We start from the raw sequence: 13,108 nt of genomic DNA, 5'->3' as shown, positions 1-13,108 counted from the left end.
TCAATGCTGTCAGCAGAACGCCAAGTTTTTGGATCTTCCCTACCTGTTGTACTGAAACTTTAGTTACAGCAGTTTTCACGTATTTGAACCACATCTATCGTAGGGGCAATTCATGTAGACGCGGAGCGGTGAAGCAGTCGCTTATCCCTCTTTTGTCACTTTGGTAGAACCCAATCGCTGAAAGCCTTTCAGAGCTTCCATCTCCAGGTTTTGGCTACAAACTTGAGTTACTGTTAGAAAATAAAAGCTCAAAGCTCGACTACATAAAAGTTTCAGAATGTTGCTTCGATTATTGTTTTCTGAAAGTGACAAAAGAGGGTTATGGGGGTTTCCCCCATAAGCGACTGCTGTTAGCGCAGAGTTAGCGAGGCACGAGCGTCACCCGAAGGGCTTCCCGCAGGGTATTGCCCCTACGGGTGCAAGACTTCTCGGGTTTTGCATTTTTAACTCGGAATCGGGTTTGGGGTAAAGGGTACTGGGTTTGGGTTAAAGGTTTTTTCTTTCCCTTTTCCCTTTCCCCTTTTCCCCTTTTCCGAGAAGTATTGCCTACGGGTGTACCTCACTTGAACGAGAACCGCTATATTGCTAAAGGTTTAGATGCGAATTTCATTTGCACAAGGACGACCCTGTTCAACATCAGTAATATTAGCAAAAGTTGTTTCTGCAATATTGTAGAGAGCTTCTGCTGTAAAAAAGGCTTGATGTCCAGTAATGAGTACATTGGGGAACGTTGTCAGACGTTGGAAAATATCATCTTGAATAATTTCGCCAGACAAATCCTCGAAGAACAATTCCGATTCTTGCTCGTAGACATCCACGCCAAGATAGCCAATCTTACCAGACTTCAATCCCTCAATCACTGCAAGGGTATCAATCAGCGCTCCTCGGCTAGTATTAATTAGCATCACACCTGGCTTAATCTGTTCTATTGCCTCAGTATTAATCAAGTGATGCGTTTCGGGAATCAGGGGGCAATGCAGAGAGATAATATCAGAATTGGCAAATAGTTCAGGTAGTTCTACATACTTTCCACCTAGCGCCTCCAATTCTGGATTGCGATAAACGTCGAATGCTAGTAGGTGACAGCCAAATCCCTTCATAATCTGTCCTAAAATCAGACCGATTTTGCCAGTACCGACAATTCCCACTGTGCGATCGTACAAGTTAAATCCCAACAGTCCATCTAGGGAAAAATTGCTTTCTCGGACACGGTTATAAGCACGATGAATTTTGCGATTTAAGCTCAAAATCAATCCTACGGCATGTTCTGCTACCCCATAAGGTGAATAGGCAGGAACACGCACAACAGTAATTCCTAAATCTGCTGCGGCTTGCAAGTCTACATTGTTAAACCCTGCACAGCGAAGGACAATCAAGCCAGTTCCCCCTGAAGCGAGAAGCTCTAAAGTTGGAGCATCTACCTGATCGTGTACAAACACGCAAACCGCCGGAAATCCGGTAGCAAGGATAGCCGTATCCCGATTTAAGCGGGGTTCAAAAAACACTAATTCGTGTTGGGTGGGAGAATTTGCAGCTGACAAAAACTGCCGATCGTAGGCTTTTGTACTGAAAACTGCTACTTTCATGCAAAACCTCAGGCTTTATGCTGCACGGTGTTCGAGTACATAATACCTTGACGTTTAAAGGAGCGATGTCTACGACAAGCCTAGCTGCGGGACTTTTGAATATTGTTAGTCTTGGGAATTGCTCTTTGTCTTTGCTTTTTAACTTGAGAGTTGATTTTGGATTAGCTTATTGCATAGAAGTGCGCTCACACTCCTTTATTCTTCATCCCGATATAATTCTTGCAAGTCTTGTAACTGAGTCTTCCGAGAAATCCGGCGATATTTTTTACTTTCTAGCTTGGGTTCGTATTGACTCTGCCCTTTGCCTTTGCTTTTGCTTTTTAACTTCATGGTAGATTCTGGATCGGCTTGTTCGTGTAGCTGTGTTTGATGAGCGATCGCCGCGTCCAAAAATTCTAAATAATGTTCATATCGTTCCCAGTCTCCCCGCACCGCACACTCAGGTTCGTCTCGATGTAGACAATCACTAAACCGACAGCTAGCAACTGCTAACCGCTTTCTGGCTTCTGGGAAATAATGGATTAATTCTTCTGGTATACAATCCATATCCGGCTGATTAAAGCCGGGAGTATCTGCCAGTAAACCACCCTTAGGTAACTCAAATAATTCTATATGGCGAGTGGTATGACGACCACGTGCTAATTTACCAGAAACTTCTCCGACTCGCAGCTTGGCAGAGTCAATCAGCGTATTAATCAGGCTGGATTTACCCACGCCAGAAGGCCCAGCAATGACAGTAATTTTATTGCTCAAATATCTGGCGGCTTGCTCAGTATTTATACCATCTTTAACACTGATAAATATTGGTTGATAGCCCCAACCAAGGAGGCGATCGCTAACTTGTTGCTGTTCCTGCGGTGAAATTAAATCACTTTTATTCAAGCATAAAAGCACATCTAAATCAGTAGACTCAGCTTTAATTAGAAACCGACTCAGCTGATAAGGTTCCAAAGGCGGATCGGCTACAGCAAATACCAATAGAATTTGGTTGACATTGGCGATCGCCGGACGATCTAACTCACTTTGGCGGGGTAAAACCTCAGCGATCGCACCCCGTCCCCCAGACCAATCTGGCTCTTCTACGACAACGCGATCGCCCACCATCACCTGTTGTCCAATTTTTTTCAGGCGGGTTCGACGAGTACAGAGGAGGAGGGAGGCATTTAAATCTAGTTTCTCCTCTGCTCCCCTGCTCCCCTGCTCCCCATCCTCTTGATCCAGCTGTACTCGGTAAAAATTAGCCTGTACAGCCACCACCGTACCCAATAACTGTCCAGTTGCGGCAAAATTTTTCCCTGTCATTGGCTAGCAACTGGACGACGCACTAGCAGAGAAAAATAACTAGTGCAGTCTGTAATTTGTTCCACCTGATAACCTGCCATTGTCAAACTATCAGGAACCTGTTCAATTGGCTCACCTGGATCTAGCCAGACTTCTAGTAAACCTCCCAATGGCATTTTCTCCAGACGTAATTTTGTCCGCACGAAATTAATCGGGCAAGGGGTGCCGCGTAAATCAAGTTGAGCATCGGGAGTTGAAACAGAAGAGGGCTTCATCACTTAAATAAATTTCCCAAGAATCCTTCTAGACCACCTTTACCAGTGCGATCGCCCTTAATTTTAGCCAGTTTTTCCAATAGTTCCCTCTCCTCTGGGGTGACTTTATTGGGAATATCAATTAATACGTTCAGCATGTGATCCCCACGACTGACGGGATTACCCAAGCGGGGTACGCCGCGATTTTCCAACTTCATCACCGTATTCGGCTGAGTTCCGGCTGGAATAATCAGTTCTACCGGCCCATCTACTGTATCTACCTCTAACCGACAACCTAAAATCGCTTGTAGGTAGCTAACTTTGATTTCCGAGAGAATATTAATGCCATCCCGTTGGAATTCTTCGTCCTCATTTACGAACAAGTAAACGTACAAATCCCCAGGAGGACCACCACGTTGACCGGCATCACCTTCACTAGAAATTCGTAGGCGAGTGCCATTATCCACCCCTGCTGGAATGGTAATTTTGAGTTTCTTTGTGACTTGATTTGCGCCCTTACCATCACAGGCATCACACTTATCTTCAATTACCATCCCGGTTCCATTACAGGTGGGACAAGTTGAGACTTGGGTGAAACTGCCAAAAGGTGTTCTAGTCACACGGCGTACTTGACCCGATCCGCTACAAGTCGAACAAGTGCGAGGCCGGGTTCCAGGTTTAGCACCAGAACCGCTACAGACTTCACAATTTTCTAGATGGGAAATGCGAATTTCTTTTTCGCCGCCAAATACTGCTTCCCGAAAGTCTAACTTCAGGTCTAGCCGCAGATCATCGCCCCTCGCAGGCCCACTGCGTCGTCTTTGTTGCGTGGGATTACCCATACCGCCAGCAAAGCCACTAAAAATGCTTTCAAAGATATCGGCAAAGCCACCCATATCACCGACATCTTGAAAGCCCGCGCCGGCAGCACCAGACACACCCTCAGGGCCAAAGCGATCGTAACGAGCGCGGGTTTCTGGTTCCGAGAGTACCTCGTAGGCGCGGTTAATTTCTTTAAAGCGATCCTCCGCTCCCGGTTCTTTGTTCACATCTGGGTGATACTTCCGGGCTAAACGGCGATAGGCTTGTTTGATTTCTTCTTTGTCGGTGTCACGAGAGACACCCAGGATTTCATAATAGTCGCGGGCCATATAGCAAAGGTAAAAGTTAGAAGGAAGAAAGCAGAAGTCAGTAGAAGATCACGGTCGCTTGCTACCCTACAGAAAAGTGTTTTGCCTACAGATATGCAAGAGCAACACAGTATCCTTTAGAGGGTGGCTTGCCGGAGGTCAGACAGAAGATAAAATTAATTTTTGTTAATAAATTGATTTTACCCTTTCGCTTTTACAAAAATCACCGACAAATCTTGAATAACAGATGCTTTCCTCGTGGGAGACGACAAAAGCTATAGAAGTTAAGAGCAGAGGAAGCCTTTGCTCAGACTTCTCACTGCCGAGTCGGCTGTCTCTTTTACAATTGTGCTATGTAGCAGAGGAAAACCCCGCCCATCAACCAGATGGGCTAGCCGCACCATTAGGTGTGGAAAACCACCCTTATGCAATGGAAGTGCATCTAAACTGGCACACTGCCTAGCTCAAAGTAATTAGCTTCTACAATCTAGCAAACCGCTGGGGTCTTGTGAAACTTCGCTAAATATTTTAGATATATTGAAATGTCTTAATTAAAATTTGCAACTTAGGGAGTGGGGACAAGGGGGACGAGGAGGACAAGGAGAATAATCAATGCCCAATGCCCAATGCCCCATACCCAATGCCCAACCCCTAATCTATCGCCTCATAATCAGCTTGTGCAGTACTTTCTTCGTCAAAATCAAAGTTGAATTGTGGTATTAGTGTACCGTTCATTGGTGAATCTACTTCTGGCGTAAAAAGACTAGCTGAATCCTTCTCAATCTCATCACTTTGGCTGTTAGCTCGGTTGTAGACATCGGCACCAATTGCAAACAGGGTTTGTTGGAAGTCGTCTAAGCGCTGCTTAAATTCCACAGTGGAAATACTAGAGTCAATCATTGCCGCTTGGAGTTGGGAAACCTTTTCACTGGCTAAGGTTTTTATCTGGTCGCCGATAAAGCTGCTGTTATCTTTGATGGTGGATTCGTAACTGAACAACAAATTATCTGCTTGGTTTTTGAGTTCAACCAGTTCTTTACGTCTTCTATCTTCTTCAGCAAACAGTTCTGCCTCTTGGCGCATCCGTTCAACTTCGTTGGTACTCAAACCACCTGTATTGGTAATCCTGATACTCTGTTCTCTACCAGTACCTTTATCTTGAGCAGAAACCTTCAGGATGCCGTTGACATCGATTTCAAAGGATACTTCAATTTGTGGCACACCACGGGGCGATGGAGGTATTCCTGCGAGCAAAAACTTGCCGAGACTCTTGTTATCTCGTGACATTGCCCGTTCACCTTGGAGGATGTGAATTTCTACTGAGGTTTGCCCATCAACGGCGGTGGAAAAAACTTGTGACCGACTTGTAGGAATTGTGGTGTTGCGTTCAATGATTTTGGTGAATACTTCACCCAAAGTTTCAATCCCCAAGGACAGAGGGGTAACATCCAAGAGCAAGAGATTATCGACTTCGCCACCCAAGACACCTGCTTGGATAGCCGCTCCTAATGCTACGGCCTCGTCAGGGTTGATGGAGCGATCGGGAGCTTTGCCGTTGAAAAACTTAATTAGCGCGTTTTGAACTGCGGGAATGCGCGTAGAACCACCTACCAAAATAATCCGATCTATGTTTTGTGGTTTAAGATCGGCATCCTTGAGCGATTGGATCAGTGGTTCGATGGTCGCTTCAATTAATTTCGCGGCCAGTTCTTCAAATTTAGAACGACTGAGTTCCATTTCCAGATGCTTTGGCCCGGTGTCATCAGCTGTGATGAAGGGCAAATTGATGGAGGTATTCACCATACTGGAGAGTTCAATTTTTGCCTTTTCCGCTGCTTCCCGCAGGCGTTGCAGCGCCATTTTGTCTTGGGAAAGGTCGATTTTTTCTTGTTGCTGAAAGCGTTCCATCATCCAAAGGACGATCGCATTATCAAAGTCGTCTCCACCTAAGTGGTTATTACCACAAGTCGCCTTAACTTCAAAAACGCCATCCCCAAGTTGTAGGATCGATACGTCGAAAGTACCGCCTCCCAAGTCAAATACTAAAATTAGCTGCTCTTGGTCTTGCTTTTCCAATCCAAAAGCTAAAGCCGCAGCTGTTGGCTCATTGATTATTCGCAGTACTTCTAATCCAGCAATCGTACCAGCATCTTTAGTTGCTTGTCTTTGGGCATCTGTGAAATATGCGGGTACGGTGATCACTGCTTGAGTGACTTCCTCACCCAAGAAGTTTTCGGCATCCTGCTTGAGCTTTTGCAGGATCATGGCCGATAATTCTTGTGGCGTGTAGTTTTTTGAGCGAATTTGGACATCAACAGTCTCATCTCGACCTTTGACACAGTTGTAGGGAACGCGATCGCGTTCTACTTCCGTGTCTTCCCAACGCCGCCCGATAAATCGTTTAATACTGTAAATTGTGTTCTCAGCATTGGTTACGGCTTGGCGCTTTGCCAATTGACCAACCAAGCGATCGCCACTTTTCCCAAATCCCACAATACTTGGAGTAGTTCGTCCACCTTCAGAATTGGAGATCACCAGTGGTTGACCGCCCTCCAAAACTGCGACGCAACTGTTAGTAGTGCCTAAGTCAATCCCAATAACTTTTCCCATATTTACCAGTATTTTTACTGAGTTATTCTGCTGTAATATGTCGCGGACTAACTTTTTCCTAAGAACAAAGGCTAGCGGATAACGTCTGTGGAACCTCTATTGCTAGTAGCAAAAGAGAAGTTGAAACACAGAGAGTTATCCAAAGCCTTGTTTTTGTTTAGGTACGCGATGCTCGTCCTTACTAGAACCCAGGCACTTCAGGTCAGCGAGGCGAGCGATTACAGCTTAACTGAAGGCTTGACTCGACTGATCTTCTGGTGTAGCAGGGCTATCTTCCTTGGGAGCAGCTACTTTGACCATTGCATGGCGTAGCACGCGATCGCCCAAGTAGTATCCGCGCACTAACTCTTCTAACACTGTTCCTTCAGGATGTTCATCCGTAGGTTCGCGCATTACTGCCTCGTGCAGGTTAGGATCAAATTCTTGATTTTCGGGACGCATTGGTGATACACCCAAGCGCTTCAGGCTATCTACTAATTGTTTGTAAACGCCTTGGTAACTTTTGTGCATGGTCATTTCGCCATCAGATTGCGGTTTGAGGTGCGATCGCGCCCGCTCAAAATTATCGACCACTGGCAGCAATTCCAAAATCGTATTCCGCTTCACCTGCAATTCTAAGTCTTCTTTTTCTTTACTAGTGCGTTTCCGGTAATTCTCAAAATCAGCGGCAATCCGCATATATTGAGTACTACGTTCTTCTAGCTGCGTTTTGAGGGACTCGATTTGTTGAGTCAGTTCTGCCAAAGCTGCCCTGTCCACTTCAGTTTTCTCGGTTGCAGCGAAGCTATTGTCTGGATTGATAGTAGCCGTATCTCCTGTTTGGGCTGCCATTTGCTCTGTCACCTCACTACCAGATTCATTGAAATTAATTTGGGCTGGGGAGTCACTCATCATTGCTTGCTTTACCTCTGTTGGTTCACCCAATTGCTGGCTTGTATTGTTTATCTGTTTATTTTCATCGATCATTGTCCATTCATTCCAGTTTCTATTTATGGCAGTGTATCTCCACAGCTTGCAGCCGTCGTCATCCACGACTTGCCACTGGGGCTGATTTTGTTGCCGACAAGTTCCTGAAAGTGATTTAACCGTCCTCTTATTGTGACAAATGGTGAACACCTTAGCCCAGACGCTATGAAGGCGGGAACCCGAACGAGTAGGACTGGGGACTGGGTACTAGGGACTGGGAAGATTAGTAAATAGATCCGCGCTGTAGGGGTTTAATAAAAGGGCGGTTAGGGACTAACAAATAAAAAAATATCCAATTAACTCTTGTGGGATGGGCGACACGATAGCCCTATCAACTGGGCACTCATGTTGCCCACTCCACAAAATTAGATAATTTAGTTCTTGGAGTTCCCTTAGAAACCGCATCTACACGAGGCTTTACCCACGGAGGTGGGTTGCGCTCCACTCCACCCAACCTACAATTTTTTGCAACTAAATGCCCCGCTACTGCTAACAGCACTCAAAACTGTTTCGGTGACTTAGGACTTTTTGGGGAAATGAGAATTCTATCTCCCAGGCTGGGAATACTTTAAGTAGAGGTTTTCCCAAATCAATTGCTCATTTATGAACTCGTCACCACAACGGCGCAGTACCGCTCTAACTACCAGAACAGAGTTTTCGCCTTTTGGCAACAAGCTAGTGCAATCTGGCTATGTCAATACCGAACAGATGAGGCAGGCACTAATTGAAAGCCGCAAATCTGGCAGACCCTTAACGGAAGTACTAGAGTCAATCACTGGGCAACAACTATCGCCTGAGTTGCTCAGGCAATATAAAAAACAGCAGCTATTTGAACTTAAAATCCTATACGGAGTTGAATTCCTCGATCCTGAAGTCAACTCCGTTGGCAATACGATGATGGGGAATCTGATTGAAACCCTAATCCCAATCGATATCTGTCGTCGCCATCGTTTAGTACCACTGTCGAAACACGAAGACCAAACCCCACCCTCAGTTTTAGTGGCAATGGTCGCTCCAGATAATCTAGAGGCTTCTGATGACCTGAACCGCATCTTGCGCCCCCAAGGTTTGGCCTTGCAGCGGATGGTGATTACCCAGGAAGACTACCAACAGCTAATCAACCAATACTTGGATGAAATGGCTGTTAAGCAGAAGCACCTGGAACAAGAAAAGTTTACAGATATTAATCAGGATTTAGAAAATCTCGGAAATCTCGATCTTTCCGACGCTCCAGAAGAAATGGAGGCTGATCTAGGGGCAGCGATGAAGGGTGCAGAGGATGCCCCAGTCATCAACCTAGTTAATAGAATTCTGGCTAAAGCCTTGCATGAGGGCGTTTCTGACATTCATATCGAACCGCAAGAAGAAAATTTACGCATTCGCTTTCGGAAGGATGGCGTACTGAAGGAAGCTTTCGATCCCCTACCGAAAAAAATTATTCCGGCGGTGACAGCCCGATTTAAAATCATCTCCAATCTAGACATTGCGGAACGCCGTCTACCCCAAGATGGACGTATCCGACGGCTGTTTGAGGGACGCAAAGTAGATTTCCGGGTGAATACCTTGCCCAGTCGCTACGGGGAAAAAGTGGTGCTGCGGATTTTGGATAATTCCTCCACCCAACTGGGATTAGATAAGTTAATTACCGATCCAGAGACTTTACATATTGTCCAGGATATGGTTAGCCGTCCTTTCGGTCTAATTTTGGTAACTGGGCCAACTGGTTCTGGGAAAACAACCTCGCTGTATTCTGCACTATCAGAAAAGAATGATCCCGGAATTAATATCAGTACTGTAGAAGACCCAATTGAGTATAGTCTTCCAGGGATTACTCAAGTACAGGTGATTCGGGAAAAAGGGCTGGATTTTGCTACCGCGTTGCGGGCTTTCTTACGTCAAGATCCAGATGTGCTGCTGGTGGGTGAAACGCGGGATAAGGAAACGGCAAAAACAGCGATTGAAGCTGCCTTGACTGGTCACTTAGTATTAACTACCTTACATACCAATGATGCCCCAGGCGCGATCGCACGTCTGGGAGAAATGGGGATTGAGCCTTTCATGGTTTCTAGTTCCCTAATTGGCGTTCTAGCTCAACGTCTGGTGCGGCGTGTCTGTTCTGAATGTCGTATTCCCTACACTCCTACAACCGAGGAACTAGCTCGTTATGGTCTATCAGCTTCCTCTGATGTGGGAGTCACCTTCTATAAGGCTAACACCTTGACATTAGATGCGATCGCCGAAGCCAAAGCCAAAAATCAGCTTTGCCCAAAATGTAATGGCGGCGGCTACAAAGGGCGTTGTGGTGTTTATGAAGTTATGCGAGTCACCGAAAATCTCCAAACTCTCATTAACGAAGATGCACCCACAGAACGCATTAAGGAAGTGGCAATAGAAGAGGGGATGAAAACCTTGCTGGCTTACAGTTTAGATTTAGTGCGCCTTGGTTCTACCACCCTAGAAGAAGTAGAACGGGTGACGTTTACTGATACTGGTTTGGAAGCTGAATTAAAAGCCAAACGCAAGACTGGACTTACCTGCCGGAGTTGCCAGGCCACATTGAAACAAGAATGGTTGGATTGTCCTTACTGTATGACAGCTCGGTTTTAAGACTAGTCATTGGTCATTGGTCATTAGTCATTGATGAATGCTTAATAACTTTAAATAACTGACAAATAAGAAAGGACAAATGACAACGGACAAATGACAAAGAACAAATAACAAATATTAAAAGGAAGCAGAACTATGGAAATGATGATTGAAGACTTGATGGAGCAGTTGATTGAAATGGGTGGTTCGGATATGCATTTATCCGCAGGTTTACCTCCCTACTTCCGCATCAGTGGCAAACTCACCCCCATAGGTGAACATGTATTAACAGCCGATCAGTGTCAAAGGCTAATTTTTAGTATGCTTAACAACACCCAGCGTAAAACCTTAGAGCAGAACTGGGAGTTGGATTGTTCTTATGGTGTTAAAGGTTTAGCTCGCTTTCGGGTCAATGTCTATAAAGAACGTGGTTCTTATGCTGCTTGTTTACGGGCATTAAGTTCTAAGATTCCTAACTTTGAAAAATTAGGTTTGCCAGATATTGTAAGGGAAATGACAGATAAGCCCAGAGGGCTAATTCTGGTGACAGGCCCTACAGGTTCCGGCAAGACAACGACCCTAGCGGCAATGATTGACTTGATTAACCGCACCAAAGCAGAGCATATTTTGACGGTGGAAGACCCAATTGAATTTGTCTACGAACCAATTAAAAGTTTGGTTCACCAACGACAACTAGGTGAAGATACTAAAAGTTTTGCCAATGCTTTGAAAGCAGCTTTGCGGGAAGATCCAGATATTGTTCTGGTAGGAGAAATGCGCGATTTAGAAACAATTTCTTTGGCGATTTCCGCAGCAGAAACAGGACACTTAGTATTTGGCACGCTACACACCAGTTCCGCGGCACAAACGGTTGACCGGATTATTGACGTTTTCCCCCATGAAAGACAAACCCAGGTGCGGGTGCAGTTGTCTAACTCTTTAGTGGCAGTATTTAGCCAAACCTTGGTTTCCAAGAAAAACCCTAAACCCGGTGAATATGGTCGGGTAATGGCTCAAGAAATTCTGATTGTTACTCCTGCTATTTCTAACTTGATTCGAGAAGGCAAAACATCTCAAATTTACTCAGCTATTCAAACTGGTGGCAAATTGGGAATGCAAACTCTAGAGAAGGTTTTAGCCGATTTTTACAAAGCAGGAACCATTTCCTTTGAAGCGGCGATGTCTAAGACTTCTAAACCAGATGAAATCCAACGTCTCATCGGTACTTCTGTACCACCACAAGCAGCAGGTGCGAAATCAGGTGCGGCTGCCAAAGCGCATTAAAGGAAGTGGGGAGAATAATTTTAGATTTTAGATTTTGGATTTTAGATTGAAATTTAATCCAAAATTCTCAATCCAAAATCCAAAATAAAATTGCCCCATGCCCAATTAATAACAATTATTTTGAATTTATTTTATGCCAAACTTCGTTGCCCGTGTTCGGGATTCGCAAGGAAACTCTCGAACAGAAAAAATTGTTGCTGAATCCTTGGTACAAGCTCGAACTAATCTTAGAGATCAAGGTTTTGTCATCCAAGAACTCAAACAATCTCAGGGATTTCAGCCAGATGTTGCCTTCAAAAATTTCCAGAATTCCTTAATTAAGGTTTCGGTTAAAGACAAAGCCGTTTTTTCGCGTCAATTTGCCGTTTTGATGAATGCGGGAGTTGCGATCGTTAGAAGTCTAGGGGTACTTTCTGAACAGTGTAGTAATACTAAACTGAAACAAGCCTTGGTGGAGATTAGCACCGATGTTCAAAGCGGAATGAATCTTTCAGAAGCAATGCGGAAGCATCCTGACTGTTTTGATGGATTATATGTGAGTATGATTCAAGCTGGCGAAGTTGGTGGTGTTCTAGACGAAGTATTGAATCGTTTAGCTAAGTTGTTAGAAGATGTTGCTCGTCTACAAAACCAAATCAAATCAGCATTATCTTATCCAACGGTCGTGGGTTTTATCGCAGTTGCGATCTTTCTTGGTATGACCATTTTTCTGATTCCGATTTTTGCCACGATTTTTACACAAATTGGTATCTCATTACCACCTCTAACGCAATTCTTGATGGATGCTAGTAAATTTTTGAGAAGTCCGAGTGCTTTCATCCTTCTCGCTGCTCTCATAGGACTAAAAATTGCCTATGGAAAATATGCTCAAACTCCTGTTGGTCGCATCACAATTGATCGTCTTTCACTCAAAATGCCGTTGTTTGGTGACTTAATTCAAAAATCTTCGGTTGCCCGGTTTAGCAGAACTTTTGGTTCTTTGACTCGTTCAGGTGTACCAATTTTAACTTGCTTAGAAATTGTCCGAGATACATCAGGAAACCAAGTAATTGCCAATGCCATAGATGCAGCCCGCATGGAAATTCAACAAGGAGGCATGATTAGCATTGCTTTGCAAAAAGATGCCGTTTTTCCAGCTATGGCAATTCAGATGATTAGCATCGGAGAAGAAACTGGAGAATTAGATGGAATGTTGATGAAAGTTGCCGATTTCTATGAAGATGAAGTTGAGCAAGCAGTAAAAGCAATGACCAGTATTTTAGAACCGGTGATGATTGTAGTTCTAGGGGGAATGGTTGGAACAATTTTGCTAGCGATGTATCTGCCTATGTTTGCGGTATTTGAAAAGCTAGGATAAAGGATTAATAGTTAGGAGTTAGAAGTTAGGAGTTAGGAGTTAGGAGTTAAAACT

The 13,108-nt window shown here is 44.6% G+C and carries 10 protein-coding genes; 4 read left to right on the top strand and 6 right to left on the bottom strand.

What is annotated here, in order from left to right; genetic code table 11:
• Positions 1-593 precede the first annotated feature (593 nt).
• From FD723_RS21760 to dnaJ, 4 genes are all read right to left on the bottom strand, one after another.
• Positions 594-1,586, bottom strand: coding sequence for a 2-hydroxyacid dehydrogenase (locus tag FD723_RS21760; protein WP_179067215.1), 993 nt, complete (start codon positions 1,584-1,586; stop codon positions 594-596).
• Between the two features lie 195 nt (positions 1,587-1,781).
• Complete coding sequence (gene rsgA / locus FD723_RS21755) at positions 1,782-2,888, bottom strand: small ribosomal subunit biogenesis GTPase RsgA (RefSeq protein ID WP_179067214.1); 1,107 nt, start codon at positions 2,886-2,888, stop codon at positions 1,782-1,784.
• Positions 2,885-3,142 (bottom strand): sulfurtransferase TusA family protein, encoded by a 258-nt coding sequence (locus FD723_RS21750; protein ID WP_179067213.1) that lies wholly within the window; start codon positions 3,140-3,142, stop codon positions 2,885-2,887. The genes rsgA and FD723_RS21750 overlap by 4 nt, the downstream gene beginning before the upstream one ends.
• Positions 3,142-4,272 carry a molecular chaperone DnaJ gene (gene dnaJ, locus FD723_RS21745; protein WP_179067212.1) on the bottom strand — a complete coding sequence of 377 codons (1,131 nt, stop codon included), beginning with the start codon at positions 4,270-4,272 and terminating at the stop codon, positions 3,142-3,144. The genes FD723_RS21750 and dnaJ overlap by 1 nt, the downstream gene beginning before the upstream one ends.
• Before the next feature lie 226 nt (positions 4,273-4,498).
• Between dnaJ and FD723_RS21740 the strand changes: the two genes are divergently transcribed.
• Positions 4,499-4,714, top strand: a complete 216-nt coding sequence (locus FD723_RS21740) for a hypothetical protein (protein ID WP_179067211.1) — start codon at positions 4,499-4,501, stop codon at positions 4,712-4,714.
• A 188-nt stretch (positions 4,715-4,902) separates the two neighbouring features.
• Here the strand turns inward: FD723_RS21740 and dnaK are convergent, their stop codons facing one another.
• Both dnaK and grpE read right to left on the bottom strand, forming a co-directional pair.
• Complete coding sequence (gene dnaK / locus FD723_RS21735; RefSeq protein WP_179067210.1) at positions 4,903-6,861, bottom strand: molecular chaperone DnaK; 1,959 nt, start codon at positions 6,859-6,861, stop codon at positions 4,903-4,905.
• A gap of 225 nt (positions 6,862-7,086) precedes the next feature.
• Entirely contained in the window at positions 7,087-7,827 is a 741-nt protein-coding gene (gene grpE / locus FD723_RS21730; RefSeq protein WP_179069228.1) for a nucleotide exchange factor GrpE, read from the bottom strand.
• Positions 7,828-8,430: 603 nt separating this feature from the next.
• On the opposite strand from grpE, the gene FD723_RS21725 reads away from it, so the two are divergent.
• From FD723_RS21725 to FD723_RS21715, 3 genes are all read left to right on the top strand, one after another.
• The gene (locus FD723_RS21725; RefSeq protein ID WP_179067209.1) at positions 8,431-10,434 is read left to right on the top strand and encodes a GspE/PulE family protein; all 2,004 of its coding nucleotides are present in this window, start codon (positions 8,431-8,433) and stop codon (positions 10,432-10,434) included.
• Between the two features lie 135 nt (positions 10,435-10,569).
• Complete coding sequence (locus tag FD723_RS21720; RefSeq protein ID WP_179067208.1) at positions 10,570-11,697, top strand: type IV pilus twitching motility protein PilT; 1,128 nt, start codon at positions 10,570-10,572, stop codon at positions 11,695-11,697.
• Positions 11,698-11,830: 133 nt separating this feature from the next.
• Entirely contained in the window at positions 11,831-13,054 is a 1,224-nt protein-coding gene (locus tag FD723_RS21715; RefSeq protein WP_179067207.1) for a type II secretion system F family protein, read from the top strand.
• Positions 13,055-13,108 lie beyond the last annotated feature (54 nt).

The sequence above is a fragment of the Nostoc sp. C052 genome (assembly GCF_013393905.1).
Lineage (GTDB): Bacteria > Cyanobacteriota > Cyanobacteriia > Cyanobacteriales > Nostocaceae > Nostoc.
The sequence above is the reverse complement of the archived record's forward strand: the minus strand, read 5'-3'. Positions and strand labels throughout refer to the sequence as shown.